Raw genomic sequence first — 20,853 nt, forward strand, 5'->3', positions numbered from 1 at the left:
CTTACATCATGACGACGTCGAACTGCTCCTGGGTATAGAGCGGTTCAATATGCACCTTGACCTGTTTGCCCACGAAAATTTCCACCTCCGCCAGCGCGTGCGATTCATCGCTTTTCAGCGCTTCGCCAACTGCCGGAGAGACATAGACCAGAAAACGATCGGAGTCGTAGGCGTGGTGGACGCGAACGATTTCACGCATGATTTCATAGCAGACCGTTTCTACTGTCTTCAGCGTGCCGCGCCCTTTGCAGACCGGGCAATCCTCACACAGCACATGCTCGATGCTTTCGCGCGTGCGCTTGCGCGTCATTTCTACCAGGCCCAGCGCCGAAAAGCCGTGGATGCCGGTTTTTACCCGGTCCTTGCTTAGCGCCGCCTCCAGCGAATGCAACACGCGGCGGCGATGCTCTTCGTTGCTCATATCGATAAAGTCGATGATGATGATGCCGCCGAGGTTGCGCAGCCGCAGCTGGCGTGCAATCGCCTGCGTCGCCTCGACGTTGGTGTTAAAAATGGTTTCGTCGAGATTGCGGTGGCCGACAAAGGCGCCGGTATTGATGTCGATAGTGGTCATCGCCTCGGTCTGATCGATGATCAGATAACCGCCTGACTTCAGCTCGACCTTACGGTCCAGCGAGCGCTGAATTTCATTCTCGACGTCGAAAAGATCGAAAATCGGCTGCTTGCCGGCGTAGAGCTCCAGCTTGCCGGCCATTTCCGGGATGTATTCGCGCGTGAACTCCACCAGCAGCTCGCAGGTGAGCCGCGAATCTACGCGGATGCGATCCAGCGCCGCGCCGGCGAAATCACGCAGAATGCGCTGCGCCAGCGCCAGCTCGCCATAGAGCAGGCAGCGAGTCTGATTGCGTTTTTTCCGCTCGGTGACTTTGGTCCACAGGCGCTTCAGAAAAGCGGCGTCCTGCGCCAGCTCCTCTTCGCCGATGCCTTCGGCTGCGGTGCGGATAATAAAGCCGCCGAGATCGTCGCAATAGTCCGCTACCACCGCCTTCAGGCGTTCGCGCTCGCGTTCGCTTTCGATACGCTGAGAGACGCCGACGTGTGAGGCGCCGGGCATAAAGACCAAATAGCGCGACGGCAGCGTGATGTCGGTGGTGAGGCGCGCGCCTTTGGTGCCGAGCGGATCTTTCACCACCTGCACCATCAGATCCTGCCCCTGCCGCACCAGCTCGGCGATATCGCGCACGATAAAGTTTTTCTTCTCGTCGCCGGCGACGCACTCGGTGTGCGGCATAATATCGGAGGCGTGCAAAAAGGCGGCTTTATCCAGACCGATGTCGACAAAGGCCGCCTGCATGCCGGGCAGCACGCGACTGACGCGTCCTTTGTAGATATTGCCGACGATGCCGCGCCGCGCTTCGCGCTCGATATGTATTTCCTGCAGAATGCCGCCGTCGATATAGGCAACGCGCGTCTCGGAAGGCGTGACGTTGACCAGTAATTCAGCCGTCATGTTATCCCCTTACGGCACGCAGTGACTGAAAATGGCTGAATAACTCGCCTGTCTCAACCAACGGCAATCCGACGACCGCGTGATAGCTTCCATTAATTTTACGGACAAAGTTTCCACCTGTGCCCTGAATTCCGTAGGCGCCGGCTTTGTCCATCGGCTCGCCGGTCGCGATATAGTCGGCGATCTCCGTCGCGCTCAGCAGGCGAAAGGTCACGTCTGTCGTCACCAGGCAGTCGAGCGCGCGCTCGCGATCTGCCAGCGCAACGGCGGTCATCACCTGATGCGTCTGGCCGGAGAGCCGCGCCAGCATGCTGGCGGCGTCGGCGGCGTCGCGCGGTTTTTCCAGCACGTCGCCGTTGAGCACCACGATGGTGTCTGCGCCCAGCACCGGCAGGTCCTGTTCTGCCACGGCGACGCCAGCGCGCGCTTTATCATGCGCCAGGCGACGCACATAGCTTTCCGCCGTTTCATCAGGGCGGCGTCGCTCTTCAACATCGGTATGGAGACGTTCAAACGACAGGCCAAGCTGCGTCAGCAGCTCACGTCGACGCGGTGAACCGGAAGCCAGATAGAGGGATAGCATAAAATTCCTTACTGAACAGCGAACTGACGACGAATCTTTCTCATTAATAAGAATAGCCAGGGCCAGAGAATCCCGTCGATAACGCTGCTCCAGAAAATTTCCGGCCTGAACGATACGTTGATCACCAAAAATTCCGCCCAGAAGACAATGACATCCACGGCCAGCGACAGCACCATAACCATCAACGCCTGCTGCCACAACGCTAAGTTGCGGAAAAGCTGGAATTTAAAGGCGACCAGATAGGCGATGATGCTGAGCGCCAGCGCGCGCACGCCAAGGGTGGATCCGGCAATCAGATCCATCACCCCGCCCAGCACGAAGCCGGTGCCGACGTTGACGCGGTGCGGCAGCGCCAGCACCCAGTAAACCAGGATAAGCAGGATCCATGAAGGCCGGAACATATAGAGCTGTTCCGGCCAGGGCATGATCTGCAGCACGAGGGCGACAAGAAAGGACAGCCAGATAACCCAACGCCCCTGGCTGCGGTAACGACTCAAGGCTGGCCTCCGCGCGCGTTAGCAGGCGCGCTTTGCGTTCCGCCGCTGCTGGCTGGCGCTGGCGGCCCCATCTGCGCGGACGGCGCAGGCGGCCCCATCTCGCCCGCGGGCGGCAATACCTGCGGCATCATCTGCATCAGGCGTTCGTTGGCGACGCGATGCACTTCATCCGGCGCCATCGGCATGTCGCCGTTTTTATCCGCGCCCCACAGCAGCAGCAAATAGCGCAGGCGCTGCAGACCGGCGGTTGGACGCGCCTGAATCACGGTATAGGCGCGCTGCGTATCAACCTTGACGGAAGAGACCACCGCGACCGGATAACCTTCCGGAAAACGCCCGCCCAGGCCAGAGGTCACCAGCATATCGCCGACGCGAATATCGGTGTTGCCCGGCAGATGCTCCAGCTGCAAATCTTCGGTGCAGCCGTTGCCTGCCGCAATGACGCGAATATCATTGCGCAGCACCTGAATCGGCAGCGCATGCGACGCGTCGCAAATCAGCAGAACGCGGCTGGTCACCTGGCCGACGGCGATAACCTGACCGACGACGCCTTTGTCGCTGATGACCGGCTGCCCTTCATAGACGCCATTGACGCTGCCCTTGTCGATCACTACCTGATCGGTGTAAGGATCGGTGCCGGTAGAGATCACCTGCGTCACCATCTTGTGCTCGTCCTGACGCAGCGGCGAGCCCAGCAGTTCGCGCAGGCGTGCGTTTTCCTGCTTATATTGCCCCAGCATCAGCAGGTCGCTGTTTTTCAGGAAAAGCTCGCGGCGCAGGGCTTTATTCTCCAGCTCAAGCTGCTGGCGCGACGCCAGCGAACCGGAAATGCCGTCAAGAATCTGACGCGGGCCGTTGGCCAGGAAATAAAACGGACTGACCGATGTGTCCAGATAGTTGCGGATTTGGGTAAACGAACCCAGGCGGCTATCGGCGACGATAATCGCGATGGCTACTATCACCGCCAAAAACAGGCGCAACTGCAGGGAAGGTCCCCTGCTAAAAATCGGCTTCATATATTCTGCGTGTTCCTCGACAACAGGTAAGGAAATACGGCCATCGCCGTATTTCCCTGGGCTGGACGTCTGACGCCGACGCGCGCGGCGTCAGCTTCCACGCGACTCCCTGCGCATTTCGATTCAGGTCTCAGCCGATTGAGGCGATTATTCTTCGCTGAACAAATCGCCGCCATGCATGTCGATCATTTCCAGCGCTTTACCGCCACCGCGCGCCACGCAGGTCAGCGGATCTTCTGCGACGACGACCGGAATGCCGGTCTCTTCCATCAGCAGACGGTCCAGGTTGCGCAGCAGCGCGCCGCCGCCGGTCAGCACCATGCCGCGTTCGGAGATGTCCGACGCCAGTTCAGGCGGGCACTGCTCCAGCGCGACCATTACCGCGCTCACGATGCCGGTCAATGGCTCCTGCAGGGCTTCCAGAATTTCATTAGAGTTCAACGTAAAGCCGCGCGGCACCCCTTCCGCGAGGTTACGGCCGCGTACTTCGATTTCACGCACTTCGTCGCCCGGATAGGCGGAGCCGATCTCATGCTTGATACGCTCTGCCGTCGCTTCGCCGATCAGCGAGCCGTAGTTACGGCGCACATAATTAATGATCGCTTCGTCGAAGCGATCGCCGCCGATACGGACAGAGGATGAATAAACCACGCCGTTCAGGGAGATGACCGCCACTTCGGTGGTGCCGCCGCCGATATCGACCACCATAGAGCCGGTCGCTTCTGAAACCGGCAGGCCAGCGCCGATCGCGGCCGCCATCGGCTCTTCGATCAGGAAGACTTCGCGCGCGCCCGCACCCTGCGCGGATTCACGGATAGCGCGGCGTTCTACCTGAGTCGCGCCGACCGGCACGCACACCAGCACGCGCGGGCTGGGACGCATAAAGCTGTTGCTGTGCACCTGTTTAATAAAGTGCTGCAGCATTTTTTCAGTAACGAAAAAGTCCGCGATCACGCCATCTTTCATCGGGCGAATCGCTGCAATATTACCTGGCGTACGGCCGAGCATCTGTTTTGCATCATGGCCAACGGCCGCCACGCTCTTTGGGGAACCGGCACGGTCCTGGCGGATGGCAACCACGGAAGGCTCGTTCAGCACGATGCCTTGTCCTTTTACATAAATCAGGGTATTCGCGGTACCCAGGTCAATGGACAAGTCATTGGAAAACATGCCACGAAATTTTTTAAACATATCTAAAGGATAATCCTGCAAGCTGGGGGCGGAAAATAAAATCCGCTTACTTTACCAACCACGCGAAGCCGCCACAAGGCGCAAAAACGTTCTGCTTCGGTGAAAAAATAGACAAATTTGGCTTTACACGATCGTCAACGAGAACTCACGGGTGCAAAACGGCGATATTCGCCCGTTTTGCTGACTTCATGCGCCTGTTCAGGTGCGCTCGTTCGACATAAAATCTAACATTTCCGCCGCAGGATAGTGGCGATGCCACCGCCTTCTCCTACCGCCCAGATCCGGATTTAGAAGGCTGCCACCGGAAATGGCTAAATATGATAGCGTTGTGAATACTTTTTCACATTGCTGTTTACCGGCAGCGAAGGCGCGAAGAGATCGCCCTGCCCGCCCGATACGCCCAGGCCGATCAGCGTCTGCCATTCCGCATGCGTGCGTACGCCCGTGGCGAACACCTGCGTCTGGGCGGACTTGCACACCTCCAGCAGGCTCTGCACGAACAGCTGATTTTCGGTGCGGCGATCGATATTGCGCACCAGGCCAGGATCAAGCTTGATTAAATCGATGGGGAATTGCCTGATATAGGCGCTACTCACCACGGTTAAACCCGCCTGATCGACGGCGATACGACAGCCGAACGCCTGTAGCGCATGAAACACCGGCGCTAAGCGGTTGATGTGTTGACAGACATCTGCCTCCGCAAGTTCAAATAAAAATCGTTTTCTTTGCGCTTTGGTGCACTGCAGCAGCATGTTCTGCAGCCAGCTAAAGAAAGGACGCTGCAGCAGCGAGTCGATATTGATTGGCAGCGCCAGCGTTTCGTCAGGCCAGACGTCAGAGAGAGCGGCGATACGCGTGACCAGCTGACGGTCCCAGCCGTCCGCCATGCCGAACTGCAGCACCAGCGGCATAAACTCCGCCGCCAGCACCTCTTTATCGCCGTCGAAGATGCGCATCAGCAGTTCACGGTGATGCACGCTGCCGTCCAGCAGCACCGCCGGTTTCTGGTAGAGACGCGGACCGCCGCGGCTCAGCGTGTTTTCCAGCAGGGTTCGCCAGCGCACGCTGCCGCGCCCGGCATCAAGGGGATTCCCCTCGCCGTTGGACCAGTTGTTGCCGCCCAGCAGCGTCGCCCGTCGTGTCGCCATTTCGACGTTATCCATGACCTGCGACACGCTCTGCCCGCTGTGCCAGGCGCTGATGCCGATATGAATCAGATCGTCGCGGTTCACCATGCGCATCGGCGGCAGCGAATCGACGGCGTTAATGAGCTGATCCGCGATGCTGTTGGCCTCTTTCAGGCTGCGGTGCGGCAGCAGCACCGCAAAGTCGCTGCGAAAGTAGCGCGCCAGCAGCGCGCCGGGGTAGCGCAAGACGAAGGTCGAGAGCATATTGACCAGATCGTAGAGATACTCATCCACCAGCGTCGTTCCCAACGTCTCGTTGAGCATATCGAGATCGGGCAGGCGCACCATCATCACCACGCCGTGCGTGCCGACATCCTCCTGGTCTTCCAGCAGCGTCGCCAGCTGATTATCAAAAAAGAGCCGGTTGTTGAGGCCGGTGCGGCTGTCCTGCGCGGCGAAGGCGCGAATCAGCGTGTCGATGCGCAGGCGCTGCTCGCCCGCCTCTTGCAGATCGTTCAGCAGCACGTCGATGGCGCTGCTGGTGCGCGGCGGCCATTCATCGACATCGCCTTTGCGCAGCAACGTCCGCTCGCCCGCCAGGATCGCCTCGGCGCGTTTTTCCAGCCGCTCCATGCCGCGCCACTGGCGGTTGAGCCAGCAGTGCATCATAAAAAGCAGCAGGCTCATCACCAGCACCACAAAAAGCATCGCCGCCAGGGTGTAGACGCCGGTAAAGGACTGAAACCAGGTTTTGGCGGGATCGAGCGCCACAACGCGCATCGTTACGCCCGGCTGATGAATCAGCGGCACGTCGAACTGGATAAAGCGGTTCGTTTCATCCTCCAGCATCGGACTTTCATGCCGGCTGAGCTGAAACAGGATTTTGTCGTCGTTGCGCAGCTCGATCCGCTCGGTATTGATTACCGTCATCGTGTGCTGCAGCCAGCCGCGCAGCTCGTTGGGCGGCTGTTTGAGCAGCGCCTGGTCCACTTCGGTCGCCAGCGTCTGCACGCGGCCTTCGACGCGCTGATGGGTTAGCCAGTAAACGCTAAAAGCGCAGCCTACCAGCATCAAAAACATCGCCAGTAAGCTTAAAAATGTAATAAACGCAGATAGTTTGGTGGTTAATCGCATCCCTGTGCCTGTTCGCTGCGGTAATGACCTATTTACGCCCGCCCTGCGCCTGGCGCAAGCGCGAGCAAAATAGCATAAATCCCGCTATGCGGCAGCGCCGCTGCGTAAGATAAGCAAGTATATCCGTACCAGACAACGGTTAGCCCGGGTCGTTCAGCTTTTCGGGACATTCTCATCGGCGCGTGATGCCAGGAAATTTCATATTTTAGCGGCGAAAGTCGCCGCGTTCGGCAATAGTCATCATGCTGGAAAGCATATTCGAGCCGGGAGGTGAGCGATGAAACCCACAAAATATCTGACTGAAGCCGACGTTACGCCGGAAAGCATCTTTAATATGCGGCGCCGCCAGGTGCTGAAAACCCTCGGCCTGAGCGCCGCGGCGCTCGGCATGCCCGGCGTCGCGCAGGCGGACGTGCTGAGCTGGTTCAAAGGCAACGATCGCCCCGCCGCGCCGGCCGGACGCCCGCTGACCTTCAGCAAGCCGGAAAAGTATCAGGCCAGCCTGACGCTGACGCCGGAGGATAAGGTCGCCGGCTATAACAACTTCTATGAATTCGGCCTTGATAAGGCTGACCCCGCCGCCAATGCCGGCACGCTGAAAACCGATCCCTGGCAGCTGACCATCGACGGCGAAGTGGCGAAGCCGATCACGCTGGACATGGACGATATTTTCAAAAAGTTCGCGATGGAGCAGCGTATCTACCGCATGCGCTGCGTCGAGGCCTGGTCAATGGTGGTGCCCTGGGTCGGTTTCGAGCTTAATAAGCTGCTGAAGCTGGCGGAGCCCAACAGCAATGCGCGCTTCGTCGCGTTTCAGACGCTCTATGCGCCCGATCAGATGCCGGGCCAGAAAGATCGCTTTATCGGCGGCGGCCTGGACTACCCCTACGTGGAAGGACTGCGCCTTGACGAGGCGATGCACCCGCTGACTCTGCTCAGCACCGGCGTATACGGCAAAGCGCTGCCGCCGCAGAATGGCGCGCCGATTCGGCTGACCGTGCCGTGGAAATATGGTTTTAAAGGCATTAAGTCGATCGTCAAAATTACCCTGACGCGCGATCGCCCGCCGACGACCTGGAATCAGATCGCGGCCAACGAATATGGTTTTTACGCCAACGTTAATCCGCACGTCGACCATCCGCGCTGGTCGCAGGCGACCGAACGCTTTATCGGCCCCGGCGGCACGCTCAGCGTGAAGCGTCAGCCGACGCTGCTGTTCAACGGCTACGCCGACGAGGTGGCCTCGCTTTATCGCGGGCTCGATTTACGGGAGAACTACTGAGTGCGCCTGACGCTGAAACAGATCGTCTGGCTAAAGGCGGTCCTGCATCTGGCGGCGTTTTTGCCGCTGGTCTATCTCTTTATGGCGGCGAACCAGGGATGGCTGAGCGCCGACCCGGCGAAGGATATTCAACATTTCACCGGCAGAATGGCGCTGAAGCTGCTGCTGGGCACGCTGCTGGTGTCGCCGCTGACGCGCTACGCGAAACAGCCGCTGCTCATCCGCACTCGCCGCCTGCTCGGCGTCTGGACCTTCGTCTGGGCCTCTCTTCATCTGCTGAGTTACTACCTGCTGGAGCTGGGCGTCGACAACCTGGGTCTGCTGGGCCGCGAGCTGGTAACGCGCCCCTATCTTACGCTGGGCATCCTGACCTGGCTGATTCTGCTGGCGCTCGCGGCGACCTCGTTCCAGCGCGCCCAGCGCAAACTCGGCCGCCGCTGGCAAACGCTGCATAATTTTATCTATCTGGCGGCGATCCTCGCTCCGGTTCACTATCTCTGGTCGGTGAAGGTGCTTTCGCCTCAGCCGCTGCTTTACGCGCTGGGCGCGCTGGCTTTGTTAGCGTGGCGTTACAAAAAGTTTCGTCAGTGGTTGCCGCGCTAAGTTGTCTTCTCCCCGTTATTTCTGATAAAAGGTGTGGCCTTCGGGCCACGCTGGATCAACTTCGCAGATAAGACCAGTATTTTGCTGCGAATTGCCCCGAAACGGATATAATGCCCGGCTTTGTTGCGCGCGGCGTCGCCTTTTTGGGCGCGGCGGGTGACAAACGGAAGATAGCAAGGTATTTTACGCGATGCCTCAATGATTGCGGGAGATGGCAGCACGATGGCGCATAAATTTCACATTCTGCTTTTGAACGGTCCCAACCTTAATTTGCTGGGCACTCGCGAGCCGGAAAAGTATGGTCGCGCTACGCTGCAGCAGATCGTCAGCGATTTAACCGCGCAGGCGGAGCAGCTCGATGTGAAACTGAGCCATTTGCAGTCCAATGCGGAATATCAGCTGATCGATCGCATTCATGAGGCCAGAGGCAATGTGGATTACATTATCATTAATCCCGCTGCATTTACGCACACCAGCGTAGCATTGCGCGATGCCCTTCTGGCGGTAAGCATTCCCTTTATCGAGGTGCACCTCTCTAACGTGCACGCGCGTGAACCTTTCCGCCATCACTCCTATCTTTCTGACGTATCCGCCGGCGTCATTTGCGGTTTAGGCGCCGACGGTTACTCATGGGCTTTACAAACGGCAGTAAAACGCCTGTCTCACTCCAATTAAACAGAGTACGGAACCACACTCATGGATATTCGTAAAATTAAAAAACTGATCGAACTGGTTGAAGAATCCGGCATCGCTGAGCTGGAAATTTCTGAGGGCGAAGAGTCCGTTCGTATCAGCCGTGCACCTGCCAATGTGGGTTATCCCGTTATGCAGCAGGCTTACGCTGCGCCAGCTCCGCAGCCTGCGTTAGCTAACGCCGTCGCGCCGATCGCAGCGCCGGTGGTAGAGTCCGCCAAGCCTGCTGAAATCAGCGGCCATATCGTGCGTTCGCCGATGGTCGGCACCTTCTATCGCACCCCGAGCCCGGATGCGAAAGCCTTTGTTGAAATCGGACAGAAAGTTAACGCCGGCGACACCCTCTGCATCGTTGAAGCGATGAAGATGATGAACCAGATCGAAGCCGATAAATCTGGCGTCGTGAAAGCCATTCTGGTCGAAAGCGGCCAGCCGGTTGAATTTGACGAGCCGCTGGTCGTCATCGAATAACGAGGCGCACCATGCTGGATAAAATTGTCATTGCTAACCGCGGTGAAATCGCGCTGCGTATTCTCCGCGCCTGTAAAGAGCTGGGCATCAAGACCGTGGCGGTGCACTCCACCGCAGACCGCGATCTGAAACACGTGCTGCTGGCGGACGAAACCGTCTGCATCGGCCCGGCGCAGTCGGTTAAAAGCTATCTCAACATCCCGGCGCTGATCTCTGCCGCCGAGATTACCGGCGCGGTCGCCATCCACCCCGGCTACGGCTTTCTCTCCGAGAACGCCGATTTTGCCGAGCAGGTTGAGCGTTCCGGCTTTATCTTTATCGGCCCGAAAGCGGACACCATCCGTCTGATGGGCGACAAAGTTTCCGCCATCACCGCGATGAAAAAAGCGGGCGTGCCGACCGTACCTGGTTCCGACGGCTCGCTGGGCGACGACATGGAGAAAAACCGCGCTATCGCTAAGCGTATCGGTTATCCGGTCATCATCAAAGCGTCCGGCGGCGGCGGCGGTCGCGGTATGCGCGTCGTGCGCAGCGATAAAGAGCTCGAGCAGTCCATCAACATGACGAAAGCGGAAGCCAAAGCGGCTTTCAACAACGACATGGTTTACATGGAGAAGTACCTCGAGAACCCGCGTCATATCGAGATTCAGGTGCTGGCCGACGGCCAGGGCAACGCGATCTATCTGGCCGAGCGCGACTGTTCCATGCAGCGTCGTCACCAGAAAGTGGTCGAGGAAGCGCCAGCGCCGGGCATTACGCCGGAACTGCGCCGCTATATCGGCGAGCGCTGCTCTAACGCCTGTATCGAAATCGGCTACCGCGGCGCAGGCACCTTCGAGTTCCTGTATGAAAACGGCGAGTTCTACTTTATCGAGATGAACACCCGTATTCAGGTCGAGCATCCGGTTACCGAGATGATCACCGGCGTGGATCTGATCAAAGAGCAGCTGCGCATCGCTGCCGGTCAGCCGCTCTCTATCAAGCAGGAAGACGTGATCATTCGCGGCCATGCGGTCGAGTGCCGTATCAATGCGGAAGATCCTAACACCTTCCTGCCGAGCCCGGGCAAAATCACCCGTTTCCACGCGCCGGGCGGTTTTGGCGTGCGTTGGGAATCGCATATTTACGCAGGCTACAGCGTGCCGCCGTATTATGATTCCATGATCGGCAAGCTGATCTGCTATGGTGAAACCCGCGACGTGGCGATCGCCCGCATGAAAAATGCGCTGGCTGAGCTGATCATCGACGGCATCAAGACCAATATTGAGCTGCAAATGCGCATTATGTCTGACGAATACTTCCAGCAGGGTGGCACCAACATCCACTATCTGGAAAAGAAACTCGGACTGTACGATAAGTAAGCGCAATAACAAGGGCGATGCAGGGGTCTTACAGACTGCTGACAGCGCCCAGGTTGGCACCTTGTCAACAAGACCAGGCCGGTGATACCGGCCTTTTTCATTTTTGTCGCCGTAGAGGTTGCATAATGGACTGGCGTTTTCTGCAAGCGAATAAAGAGGCGCGCTGGGCGCTCTACCTGACGCTCGCCTATCTGACCGTCTGGGGCGTCTCCGCGTGGCTGGGTGGCGACGAGGCCGGTTTGACCGGTCTGCCGCGTTGGTTTGAACTCTCCTGCGTGTTTGCCCCGCTGCTGTTTATCGTGCTGTGCTGGTTGATGGTACGTCTGGTGTTTCGCGATATGCCGTTAGAGGATAACGATGGAAAGTGAAATCATTCTTCCGCTGCTGGCTTACCTGGCGCTGATCGCCGGGCTGTCGGTGTTTGCCATGCGCAAACAGCGTAAGGGCAGTTTTCTCACTGAATATTTTCTCGGCAGCCGCTCCATGGGCGGGTTTGTACTGGCGATGACCATCACCACCACCTATATCAGCGCCAGTTCGTTTATTGGCGGACCCGGCGCGGCCTATAAATATGGTCTCGGCTGGGTGCTGCTGGCGATGATTCAGGTGCCGGCGGTCTGGCTGTCGCTCGGCGTGTTGGGGAAGAAATTCGCTATTCTGGCGCGCCGCTATAATGCGGTGACGCTGAACGATATGCTTTATGCCCGCTATCGCAGCACGCTGCTGATCTGGCTGGCGAGCGTCAGCCTGCTGGTGGCCTTTATCGGCGCGATGACGGTGCAGTTTATCGGCGGCGCGCGACTGCTGGAGACCGCAGCGGGCATTCCTTACGATACCGGCCTGCTGATTTTCGGCGGCACTATCGCGCTCTACACCGCCTTCGGCGGCTTTCGCGCCAGCGTGCTCAACGACGCTATGCAGGGCCTGGTGATGCTGGTGGGCACCTTTCTGCTGCTGTTCGCCGTGATTCACCAGGCGGGCGGGCTTGATACGGCGGTAACCAAACTGCGCGCTATCGATCCGCAGCTGGTGTCGCCGGAAGGGGTCGGCAACGTTATCAACCCGACGTTCCTCAGCTCCTTTGCGGTGCTGGTTTGCTTCGGCGTTATCGGCCTGCCGCACACCGCCGTGCGCTGCATCTCGTATAAAGACAGCAAAGCGATGCATCGCGGCATTATTCTCGGCACCATAGTGGTGGTAGTGCTCATGCTCGGCATGCATCTGGCCGGCGCGCTCGGCCGGGCGATCCTGCCGGATCTCACTATTCCCGATCGCGTCATCCCGACCCTGATGATTACCGTGCTGCCGCCGATGGCTGCGGGCGTGTTTCTCGCCGCGCCGATGGCGGCGATCATGTCGACCATTAACGCGCAGCTGCTGCAATCCTCGGCTACCTTGATCAAAGATCTCTATTTGCGCATCGCGCCGCAGCAAAGTGAAAACGAATCACGCCTGCGCCTGCTATCCGGCACCATTACTTTCTTGCTGGGCGCGCTGCTGCTGCTGGCGGCGTGGAATCCGCCGGATATGATTATCTGGCTTAACCTGCTGGCCTTCGGCGGTTTGGAAGCCGTTTTCCTCTGGCCGCTGGTGCTCGGCCTTTACTGGTCGCGTGCCAACGCCGCCGGCGCCATCTCCGGCATGCTGGCGGGCGCCGGGAGCTACACGCTGCTTGCCAGCCTGAATATTGAATGGGGTGGCTTTCACCCTATCGTTCCGTCATTGACCATAAGCCTGCTGGCTTTTCTGGTCGGTAATCTGTTTGGCCGCGCGCCTGATGCCGCGCTGGAATAAAGAGAAACGCTATGCCATGGATTCAAATCAAAATTAACAGTACCGGCGAGCACGCCGAATCCCTCAGCGATGCGCTGATGGAGAGCGGCGCGGTCTCCGTGACCTTTCAGGATACGCACGATAACCCGGTTTACGAGCCGCTGCCGGGCGAAACGCGCCTGTGGGGCGATACCGACGTGATCGGCCTGTTCGACGCGGAAACGGAGATGGAGGATGTGGTCGCAGAGCTAAGCCAGCATCCGCTGCTGGGATCCGGCTTCCGCCATAAGATCGAACAGATCGAAGATAAAGACTGGGAGCGCGAGTGGATGGATAACTTTCATCCGATGCGCTTCGGCGAGCGGCTCTGGATCTGCCCAAGCTGGCGCGACGTGCCGGATCCTGACGCCGTTAACGTAATGCTCGATCCGGGCCTGGCGTTCGGCACCGGCACTCACCCGACCACGTCGCTCTGTCTCACCTGGCTGGACGGCCTGGATCTGGTGGGCAAAACGGTGATCGATTTCGGCTGCGGTTCCGGCATTCTCGCGATTGCCGCGCTGAAGCTGGGCGCGGCGCAGGCGATCGGCATCGATATCGATCCGCAGGCGATCCAGGCCAGCCGCGATAATGCGGAGCGCAACGGCGTCGCCGATCGCCTGTCGCTCTATCTGCCGCATCAACAGCCTGAGAACCTGCAGGCCGACGTCGTGGTCGCCAATATTCTCGCCGGTCCGCTGCGCGAGCTGGCGCCGCTGATTGGCGTGCTTCCGAAAGCGGGCGGCCATTTGGGTCTTTCCGGTGTGCTGGCCAGCCAGGCGGAGAGCGTTTGCGAAGCCTATGCCGACCGCTTCGCGCTCGATCCGGTGGCGGAAAAAGAGGAGTGGTGCCGCATCACCGGCGTGCGCCGCTAATATAATCGCAGGTCGGTTACCCCGCCCTGCTTTTTTCCTGGGCTAAACCAAAACGCGACCCACCCGTTAATTACGTTCAGGCCGCAATCAAATAGCGCAATAAAGCATCGCCAGGGCGTCATATCTTTGGTTAATTGCCTGATGTGGCGCTTTTTATGTTGTGATTTACGCCATGTTTTGAGAAAAATTTTTGTTCACAATTTCAGCGTATTTTTTTAAGTCACTGAATATTAATAATAATTAAAAAATTGACTGCTGTTTAACCGTCTCTATCCCATCATTTACGACGAATTGTTCAAAGTTTGGCCTTTCATCTTCGGTAAAAAATGCGTAATATACGCCGCCTTGCGAACAGTTACGGTCACTTCTTCTTCATGCGCATTGGACACCACCAGCTACGAAATCGACTCATTGCTGCGCCGATGGCCGGAATTACCGACAGGCCGTTCCGCACGCTCTGTTTTGAGAATGGCGCCGGTATGGCGGTCTCCGAGATGTTGTCATCTAACCCTGAAGTCTGGGCCAGTGACAAATCCCGTTTGCGTATGGTGCACAGTGACGAGCCCGGCGTTCGCGCCGTGCAGATAGCAGGTTGCGATCCCGATGATATGGCGGCGGCCGCGCGTATTAACGTGGCGTCTGGCGCGCAGATCATCGATATCAACATGGGTTGCCCGGCCAAAAAAGTGAATCGCAAAATGGCAGGCTCAGCGCTGCTGCAGTATCCCGAGTTGGTGAAATCTATTCTCACCGCCGTGGTTAACGCAGTGGATGTGCCTGTTACGCTGAAGATTCGCACCGGCTGGGATACGGAAAACCGTAACTGTGTAGAGATTGCCCAATTGGCTGAACGCTGTGGCATTCAGGCTCTGACGATACATGGACGCACTCGTGCCTGCCTGTTCAACGGGGAAGCTGAATACGACAGCATTCGGACAGTAAAGCAGAGTGTCACCATTCCCGTTATCGCGAATGGCGACATAACTGACCCGCATAAAGCCAGAGCCGTGCTTGACTATACGGGGGCCGATGCCCTGATGATAGGCCGCGCGGCTCAGGGAAGACCGTGGATCTTCCGGGAAATCCAGCATTATCTGGACACTGGGGAGCTGCTTGCGCCGCTGCCGCTGGCAGAGGTGAAGCGTATGCTCGTTGCGCATATACGTGAGCTGCACGACTTTTATGGTCCAGGCAAGGGATACCGTATATCGCGAAAGCACGTCTCCTGGTATTTGCAGGAGCATGCCCCTAATGACCAGTTTCGGCGCACATTCAACGCCATAGAGGATGCCAGCGAACAGCTGGAGGCGTTGGAGGCATACTTCGAAAATCTTGCGTAAACGAAATAAAGAGCTGAAAGAACTATGTTCGAACAACGCGTAAATTCTGACGTACTGACCGTTTCTACCGTTAACTCACAGGATCAGGTGACGCAAAAGCCTCTGCGTGATTCGGTTAAACAGGCACTGAAGAACTATTTTGCTCAACTGAACGGTCAGGATGTTAATGACCTCTATGAGCTGGTACTGGCTGAAGTCGAGCAGCCCCTGTTGGACATGGTGATGCAGTATACCCGTGGCAACCAGACCCGTGCTGCGCTGATGATGGGTATCAACCGTGGTACTCTGCGTAAGAAACTGAAAAAATACGGCATGAACTGATTTTTAGTTGATGCGGTAAATGACGCCAGCCTGAGTGCTGGCGTTTTTATTTGCGCAGCCTTTCGCAATAAAGCTGAAAGCGATGAAACAACTCGCTCGCAAATGGTAACCTTAGTTGCAATCGCGTCGGTGAAAATTACCTGCGCATTGATTCCTGTTCTTACCTGACGTCTCTTCCCTTTCCTTCGCGCGTTTCCCCGCAGCGCCAGCGCTGACGGCTGCTCAGTGATCTCCATTGCCGAAAAGCGTAACTCGCCTCGCGCTTACATTCTTTCCTGAGCTTTAGCTCACATTGCTTCCATATAGTGAAACTATTTGCACTAATTGTGATCGGGACGACTCGCTTTGCTTCCTTTTGGTGCGCGATAGTAACGCTGCTTTCCTGATTCTTCAGATTAATAAGAGATCTTTCCAGCCCACTCACGTTTCTGCAAACCTGGCACTGGCTTTGCAGTGCTATGCGTGGCTGACCGCCACAGACAGGTAATAGCGCGCTGCAGAGCGCGCATCAAACATAACAAAATAATTACGCCACACAGGATGCTTTATGAAAAAGATGATGCTCTCTACGTTGGTCGCCGCCGCTGCGCTCCTCGCGGTTACTCAGCAGGCGCACGCTGGCACCACGCTGGATGCGATTAAGAAGAAAGGTTTTGTGCAGTGCGGTATCAGTGATGGTCTGCCGGGCTTCTCCTATGCTGACGCCAGCGGCAAATTCTCCGGCATCGACGTTGACGTCTGCCGCGCGGCAGCCGCCGCCGTTTTCGGCGACGCCAGCAAAGTGAAATATACGCCGCTGACCGCGAAAGAGCGTTTCACCGCGCTGCAGTCAGGCGAAGTGGATATTTTGTCGCGCAACACGACCTGGACTTCTTCGCGCGACGGCGGCATGGGCTTCCTGTTCGCTGGCGTGAACTACTATGACGGCATCGGCTTTTTGACTCACCAGAAAGCGGGCCTGAAAAGCGCGAAAGAGCTGGACGGCGCCACGGTCTGTATTCAGGCGGGCACCGATACCGAGCTTAACGTAGCGGACTTCTTCAAGGCCAACAAAATGCAGTACACTCCGGTGACCTTCGATCGCTCTGACGAATCCGCCAAAGCGCTCGACAGCGGTCGCTGCGATACCCTGGCGTCCGATCAGTCGCAGCTCTACGCGCTGCGTATCAAACTCGGCAAGCCGGACGAGTTCATCGTACTGCCGGAAGTGATCTCGAAAGAGCCGCTGGGCCCGGTCGTGCGTCGCGGCGACGATGACTGGTTCACCATCGTGAAGTGGTCGCTCTACGCCATGCTGAACGCGGAAGAGATGGGCATTAACTCGAAGAACGTCGATCAGATGACCGCCAGGCCGACCACGCCGGATATGGCGCACCTGCTGGGCGCGGAAGGCGACTTTGGCAAAGACCTGAAGCTCGACAACAAGTGGGCCTATAACATCATCAAGCAAGTCGGCAACTATCAGGAAGTGTTTGCCCGCAACGTGGGCAAAGACAGCGCGCTGAAGATTGCGCGCGGCCAGAACGCGCTGTGGAACCAGGGCGGCATTCAGTACGCCCCGCCGGTCCGCTAATCACACATGTTAACGGGACGTCGCGTTGCGCGGCGTCCTGCCTGCGTTTTGTCTCTGAGGTTTCAACATGTCACAACGCCCAAGCGTGAAAAGGGACATTTCATTCGGTAATCCCGCGGTTCGCGCCTGGCTTTACCAGATTATCGCCATTGTTGCAGTGGTTATCGTGGTGGGCTATCTGATCCATAATACGATTATCAACCTTGCCAGCCGCGGCATTACGTCCGGATTCGGCTTTCTTGAGCGCAGCGCCGGTTTCGGTATCGTCCAGCATCTCATTGAGTACACCGAAGGCGACACCTACGCGCGCGTGTTTCTGGTAGGCCTGACTAATACCCTGCTGGTCTCTGCGCTCTGCATTGTTTTCGCGTCGCTGCTGGGGTTTTTCATCGGCCTGGCGCGCCTGTCGGATAACTGGCTGCTGCGCAAGCTATCGACTATCTATATCGAGACCTTTCGCAATATTCCGCCGCTGCTGCAGATCTTCTTCTGGTACTTCGCGGTGCTGCGTAATCTTCCCGGCCCGCGACAGGCGTTAAGCGCGTTCGATGTCGCCTTCGTCAGCAACCGCGGACTCTATGTGCCCTGGCCGCAGTATACGCCAGGCTCCGGTCCCTTTATCGTTGCGCTGGCACTGGCCGCCGCCGGCAGCTATGCGCTGTTCCGCTATCATCGCAAATATCAGCTCAAGACCGGCCAGCTGCGCCGCACCTGGCCCGCCGCTCTCGCCATGTTCGTGCTGTTCCCTGCGGTGGCGCATCTGGGCTTCGGCGCCGCTACGCACTGGGACGTGCCTGCGCTGCGCGGCTTTAACTTCCGCGGCGGATTCGTCATGATCCCGGAGCTGGCGGCACTGACACTGGCGCTCTCTGTCTACACCTCGTCGTTTATCGCCGAGGTGATCCGCGCCGGTATTCAGTCCGTGCCGCACGGCCAGCATGAAGCCGCTCGCTCGCTGGGCTTGCCCAACCCGGTGACGCTGCGTCAGGTCATTATCCCGCAGGCGATGCGCGTCATTATTCCGCCGCTTACCAGCCAGTACCTCAACATCGTGAAAAACTCCTCGCTGGCGGCCGCGATCGGCTACCCCGATATGGTGTCGCTGTTTGCCGGTACGGTGCTGAATCAGACCGGCCAGGCGATCGAAACTATCGCTATCACCATGGGCGTCTATCTGGTGATTAGCCTGGCGATTTCACTGTTGATGAATATCTATAACCGCAAAATTGCGCTGGTCGAGCGCTAAGAGAACGGGATGACGATGTCTGTTACCACACACGAAGCCTCGCCGGCCGCCGCCACGCCGCTGAGCCGCGCCTGGATCTGGGCGCGAAAAAATCTCTTCTCCAGCTGGTTTAACACGCTGCTGACGCTGTTTTGCCTCTGGCTGATGTGGCAGGTGATACCGCCCGCGCTGGAGTGGCTGGTATTCCAGGCGAACTGGATTGGCGAGACGCGCGCCGACTGCACCAGGGAGGGCGCATGCTGGGTGTTTATTCATGCGCGCTTCGGCCAGTTTATGTATGGACTCTATCCGCACGAGCTGCGCTGGCGTATTAACCTGGCGCTGGTGCTGGGCGTCGCCTCGATCGTTCCGATGTTTGTGAAATCTCTGCCGCATCGCGGACGCTATATCGCCTGCTGGGCGGTGATCTATCCCCTCGTCGTCTGGCTGCTGATGTATGGCGGCCTGTTTGGTCTGGAACACGTTGAGACGCGCCAGTGGGGCGGACTGACCTTAACGCTGATTATCGCCGCGGTCGGCATCGCCGGCGCGCTGCCGCTGGGCATTCTGCTGGCGCTGGGACGCCGCTCGCGTATGCCTGTCGTGCGTACGCTATCGATCATTTTTATCGAGTTCTGGCGCGGCGTGCCGCTGATTACCGTGCTTTTTATGTCGTCGGTGATGCTGCCGCTGTTTATGTCGGAAGGCACCAGCATTGATAAGCTGGTGCGCGCGCTGGTGGGGGTGATTTTGTTCCAGTCGGCTTACGTCGCCGAAGTGGTGCGCGGCGGTTTGCAGGCGCTGCCGAAAGGTCAGTATGAAGCGGCGGAGTCGCTGGCGCTCGGCTACTGGAAAACTCAGCTGCTGGTGATTTTACCGCAGGCGCTGAAGCTCACGATCCCCGGCCTGGTGAACACCATTATCGCGCTGTTCAAAGATACCAGTCTGGTGATCATTATCGGCCTTTTCGATCTGTTCAGCAGCGTGCAACAGGCTACCGTCGATCCCGCCTGGCTGGGGATGTCGACCGAGGGCTATGTTTTTGCCGCGCTGGTTTACTGGATTTTCTGTTTTAGCATGTCGCGCTATAGCCAGCATCTGGAGAAGCGCTTTCACACCGGGCGTAAATCGCATTGAGGTTTTTCATGACACAACATTCGCATCACGATTCAGCTTTGATGATTTCGCTCGAGAACGTAAATAAATGGTATGGGCAGTTTCATGTCCTGAAAGATATTAACCTGCAGGTGAAGCCGCGCGAGCGCATCGTGCTTTGCGGCCCTTCCGGTTCCGGTAAGTCTACGACGATCCGCTGCATCAACCATCTGGAAGAGCATCAGCAAGGACGTATCGTGGTTGATGGCATTCATTTGAATGATGATGTACGCAATATTGAACGCGTGCGTACCGAAGTAGGCATGGTGTTTCAGCACTTCAATCTTTTTCCGCACCTGACGGTGCTGCAGAACTGCACGCTGGCGCCTGTCTGGGTGCGCAAGACCGCGAAAAAAGAGGCAGAGGCCCTGGCAATGCACTACCTGGAGCGCGTACGCATCGCAGAGCATGCCCACAAGTTTCCGGGACAGCTCTCCGGCGGACAGCAGCAGCGCGTGGCGATTGCGCGTTCGCTCTGCATGAAACCGAAAATTATGCTGTTCGACGAGCCGACCTCCGCGCTGGATCCCGAGATGGTTAAAGAGGTGCTGGATACCATGATTGGGCTGGCGGAAGACGGCATGACAATGCTGTGCGTTACCCATGAGATGGGTTTTGCCCGTACCGTGGCCGATCGCGTGATCTTTATGGATCGCGGCGAGATCGTAGAGATGGCACCGCCGGAAATCTTCTTTTCGAATCCGACGTCTGAACGTACGCGCGCGTTTTTATCGCAGGTTATCCATTAACGCTGAGCGCAGCATCAACGCCCCGGACCGGTTCCGGGGTTTTTTATGGGTGGAAAAGGCAAAACGCAGAAAAGAAAAAAGCCCTTTGCATAAGCAAAGGGCTTTTTCTTGTTTGATGCCTGGCAGTTCCCTACTCTCGCATGGGGAGACCCCACACTACCATCGGCGCTACGGCGTTTCACTTCTGAGTTCGGCATGGGGTCAGGTGGGACCGCCGCGCTAAAGCCGCCAGGCAAATTCTTTATTCGCCGAACTCTTACGTAACTGGTGCTGATACCCAGAGTCGAACTGGGGACCTCACCCTTACCAAGGGTGCGCTCTACCAACTGAGCCATATCAGCACACTGTATTTGGATGCCTGGCAGTTCCCTACT

General features: G+C 57.8%; 20 protein-coding genes, 1 tRNA gene and 1 rRNA gene. 14 read left to right on the plus strand and 8 right to left on the minus strand.

The genetic code is table 11. The annotated features are described in order from the left end of the window. Position 1 precedes the first annotated feature (1 nt). The 6 genes from rng to csrD all read right to left on the minus strand — a co-directional run bounded on the left by rng (position 2) and on the right by csrD (position 7,019). Positions 2-1,471, minus strand: coding sequence for a ribonuclease G (gene rng / locus HA46_RS06525; protein ID WP_033792375.1), 1,470 nt, complete (start codon positions 1,469-1,471; stop codon positions 2-4). 1 nt (position 1,472) lies between these two features. After that, a complete protein-coding gene (locus HA46_RS06530; RefSeq protein WP_033792376.1) occupies positions 1,473-2,054 on the minus strand; it encodes a Maf family protein in 582 nt (193 codons plus the stop codon). Between the two features lie 8 nt (positions 2,055-2,062). Further along, positions 2,063-2,551 carry a rod shape-determining protein MreD gene (mreD, locus tag HA46_RS06535; RefSeq protein ID WP_033754780.1) on the minus strand — a complete coding sequence of 163 codons (489 nt, stop codon included), beginning with the start codon at positions 2,549-2,551 and terminating at the stop codon, positions 2,063-2,065. Then, complete coding sequence (mreC, locus tag HA46_RS06540) at positions 2,548-3,567, minus strand: rod shape-determining protein MreC (RefSeq protein ID WP_033754778.1); 1,020 nt, start codon at positions 3,565-3,567, stop codon at positions 2,548-2,550. The genes mreD and mreC overlap by 4 nt, the downstream gene beginning before the upstream one ends. A gap of 147 nt (positions 3,568-3,714) precedes the next feature. Next, positions 3,715-4,758, minus strand: a complete 1,044-nt coding sequence (gene mreB, locus HA46_RS06545; protein ID WP_003855260.1) for a rod shape-determining protein MreB — start codon at positions 4,756-4,758, stop codon at positions 3,715-3,717. Positions 4,759-5,069: 311 nt separating this feature from the next. Continuing rightward, a complete protein-coding gene (gene csrD, locus HA46_RS06550) occupies positions 5,070-7,019 on the minus strand; it encodes an RNase E specificity factor CsrD (RefSeq protein ID WP_033792377.1) in 1,950 nt (649 codons plus the stop codon). 277 nt (positions 7,020-7,296) lie between these two features. On the opposite strand from csrD, the gene msrP reads away from it, so the two are divergent. The 14 genes from msrP to HA46_RS06620 all read left to right on the plus strand — a co-directional run bounded on the left by msrP (position 7,297) and on the right by HA46_RS06620 (position 20,479). Then, the gene (gene msrP, locus HA46_RS06555; protein WP_033792378.1) at positions 7,297-8,301 is read left to right on the plus strand and encodes a protein-methionine-sulfoxide reductase catalytic subunit MsrP; all 1,005 of its coding nucleotides are present in this window, start codon (positions 7,297-7,299) and stop codon (positions 8,299-8,301) included. Beyond that, the gene (gene msrQ, locus HA46_RS06560) at positions 8,302-8,904 is read left to right on the plus strand and encodes a protein-methionine-sulfoxide reductase heme-binding subunit MsrQ (RefSeq protein ID WP_033754766.1); all 603 of its coding nucleotides are present in this window, start codon (positions 8,302-8,304) and stop codon (positions 8,902-8,904) included. It abuts the gene before it with no gap. Positions 8,905-9,126: 222 nt separating this feature from the next. Further along, complete coding sequence (gene aroQ, locus HA46_RS06565) at positions 9,127-9,579, plus strand: type II 3-dehydroquinate dehydratase (protein WP_084883083.1); 453 nt, start codon at positions 9,127-9,129, stop codon at positions 9,577-9,579. A gap of 21 nt (positions 9,580-9,600) precedes the next feature. Further along, the gene (accB, locus tag HA46_RS06570) at positions 9,601-10,068 is read left to right on the plus strand and encodes an acetyl-CoA carboxylase biotin carboxyl carrier protein (RefSeq protein WP_033792380.1); all 468 of its coding nucleotides are present in this window, start codon (positions 9,601-9,603) and stop codon (positions 10,066-10,068) included. Between the two features lie 11 nt (positions 10,069-10,079). Then, entirely contained in the window at positions 10,080-11,429 is a 1,350-nt protein-coding gene (gene accC / locus HA46_RS06575; RefSeq protein WP_033792381.1) for an acetyl-CoA carboxylase biotin carboxylase subunit, read from the plus strand. Positions 11,430-11,554: 125 nt separating this feature from the next. After that, on the plus strand, positions 11,555-11,797 hold the full coding sequence (locus HA46_RS06580) for a YhdT family protein (protein ID WP_084883066.1): 243 nt from the start codon (positions 11,555-11,557) through the stop codon (positions 11,795-11,797). Further along, positions 11,787-13,223 (plus strand): sodium/pantothenate symporter, encoded by a 1,437-nt coding sequence (gene panF, locus HA46_RS06585; RefSeq protein ID WP_033792383.1) that lies wholly within the window; start codon positions 11,787-11,789, stop codon positions 13,221-13,223. The genes HA46_RS06580 and panF overlap by 11 nt, the downstream gene beginning before the upstream one ends. A gap of 11 nt (positions 13,224-13,234) precedes the next feature. Further along, positions 13,235-14,116, plus strand: coding sequence for a 50S ribosomal protein L11 methyltransferase (gene prmA, locus HA46_RS06590; protein ID WP_033792384.1), 882 nt, complete (start codon positions 13,235-13,237; stop codon positions 14,114-14,116). A 374-nt stretch (positions 14,117-14,490) separates the two neighbouring features. Continuing rightward, positions 14,491-15,456 carry a tRNA dihydrouridine synthase DusB gene (gene dusB / locus HA46_RS06595; protein WP_033754748.1) on the plus strand — a complete coding sequence of 322 codons (966 nt, stop codon included), beginning with the start codon at positions 14,491-14,493 and terminating at the stop codon, positions 15,454-15,456. A 24-nt stretch (positions 15,457-15,480) separates the two neighbouring features. Continuing rightward, positions 15,481-15,777, plus strand: coding sequence for a DNA-binding transcriptional regulator Fis (fis, locus tag HA46_RS06600; RefSeq protein ID WP_000462905.1), 297 nt, complete (start codon positions 15,481-15,483; stop codon positions 15,775-15,777). Between the two features lie 547 nt (positions 15,778-16,324). Beyond that, a complete protein-coding gene (locus HA46_RS06605) occupies positions 16,325-17,350 on the plus strand; it encodes an amino acid ABC transporter substrate-binding protein (RefSeq protein WP_084883070.1) in 1,026 nt (341 codons plus the stop codon). Between the two features lie 67 nt (positions 17,351-17,417). After that, the gene (locus tag HA46_RS06610) at positions 17,418-18,596 is read left to right on the plus strand and encodes an amino acid ABC transporter permease (protein WP_033792386.1); all 1,179 of its coding nucleotides are present in this window, start codon (positions 17,418-17,420) and stop codon (positions 18,594-18,596) included. A 15-nt stretch (positions 18,597-18,611) separates the two neighbouring features. Further along, positions 18,612-19,712 (plus strand): amino acid ABC transporter permease, encoded by a 1,101-nt coding sequence (locus HA46_RS06615; protein WP_084883075.1) that lies wholly within the window; start codon positions 18,612-18,614, stop codon positions 19,710-19,712. An 8-nt stretch (positions 19,713-19,720) separates the two neighbouring features. Next, a complete protein-coding gene (locus HA46_RS06620) occupies positions 19,721-20,479 on the plus strand; it encodes an amino acid ABC transporter ATP-binding protein (protein WP_033792388.1) in 759 nt (252 codons plus the stop codon). Between the two features lie 117 nt (positions 20,480-20,596). Here the strand turns inward: HA46_RS06620 and rrf are convergent. Further along, positions 20,597-20,712: ribosomal RNA gene (gene rrf, locus HA46_RS06625) — 5S ribosomal RNA — on the minus strand. 32 nt (positions 20,713-20,744) lie between these two features. Next, positions 20,745-20,820 (minus strand) — tRNA-Thr (locus HA46_RS06630). Positions 20,821-20,853 lie beyond the last annotated feature (33 nt).

This window comes from Pantoea septica (assembly GCF_002095575.1).
Classification (GTDB): Bacteria; Pseudomonadota; Gammaproteobacteria; order Enterobacterales; family Enterobacteriaceae; genus Pantoea; species Pantoea septica.

Excerpts from the sequence above, each read along its gene's own strand:
- msrP (WP_033792378.1), top strand. The coding sequence starts at position 7,297 with ATGAAACCCACAAAATATCTGACTGAAGCCGACGTTACGCCGGAAAGC.
- HA46_RS06620 (WP_033792388.1), top strand. The coding sequence starts at position 19,721 with ATGACACAACATTCGCATCACGATTCAGCTTTGATGATTTCGCTCGAG.
- HA46_RS06580 (WP_084883066.1), top strand. The coding sequence starts at position 11,555 with ATGGACTGGCGTTTTCTGCAAGCGAATAAAGAGGCGCGCTGGGCGCTC.
- panF (WP_033792383.1), top strand. The coding sequence starts at position 11,787 with ATGGAAAGTGAAATCATTCTTCCGCTGCTGGCTTACCTGGCGCTGATC.
- HA46_RS06605 (WP_084883070.1), top strand. The coding sequence starts at position 16,325 with ATGAAAAAGATGATGCTCTCTACGTTGGTCGCCGCCGCTGCGCTCCTC.
- mreB (WP_003855260.1), bottom strand. The coding sequence starts at position 4,758 with ATGTTTAAAAAATTTCGTGGCATGTTTTCCAATGACTTGTCCATTGAC.
- csrD (WP_033792377.1), bottom strand. The coding sequence starts at position 7,019 with ATGCGATTAACCACCAAACTATCTGCGTTTATTACATTTTTAAGCTTA.
- HA46_RS06615 (WP_084883075.1), top strand. The coding sequence starts at position 18,612 with ATGTCTGTTACCACACACGAAGCCTCGCCGGCCGCCGCCACGCCGCTG.
- fis (WP_000462905.1), top strand. The coding sequence starts at position 15,481 with ATGTTCGAACAACGCGTAAATTCTGACGTACTGACCGTTTCTACCGTT.
- rng (WP_033792375.1), bottom strand. The coding sequence starts at position 1,471 with ATGACGGCTGAATTACTGGTCAACGTCACGCCTTCCGAGACGCGCGTT.
- aroQ (WP_084883083.1), top strand. The coding sequence starts at position 9,127 with ATGGCGCATAAATTTCACATTCTGCTTTTGAACGGTCCCAACCTTAAT.
- accB (WP_033792380.1), top strand. The coding sequence starts at position 9,601 with ATGGATATTCGTAAAATTAAAAAACTGATCGAACTGGTTGAAGAATCC.
- HA46_RS06530 (WP_033792376.1), bottom strand. The coding sequence starts at position 2,054 with ATGCTATCCCTCTATCTGGCTTCCGGTTCACCGCGTCGACGTGAGCTG.
- accC (WP_033792381.1), top strand. The coding sequence starts at position 10,080 with ATGCTGGATAAAATTGTCATTGCTAACCGCGGTGAAATCGCGCTGCGT.
- HA46_RS06610 (WP_033792386.1), top strand. The coding sequence starts at position 17,418 with ATGTCACAACGCCCAAGCGTGAAAAGGGACATTTCATTCGGTAATCCC.
- dusB (WP_033754748.1), top strand. The coding sequence starts at position 14,491 with ATGCGCATTGGACACCACCAGCTACGAAATCGACTCATTGCTGCGCCG.
- prmA (WP_033792384.1), top strand. The coding sequence starts at position 13,235 with ATGCCATGGATTCAAATCAAAATTAACAGTACCGGCGAGCACGCCGAA.
- mreC (WP_033754778.1), bottom strand. The coding sequence starts at position 3,567 with ATGAAGCCGATTTTTAGCAGGGGACCTTCCCTGCAGTTGCGCCTGTTT.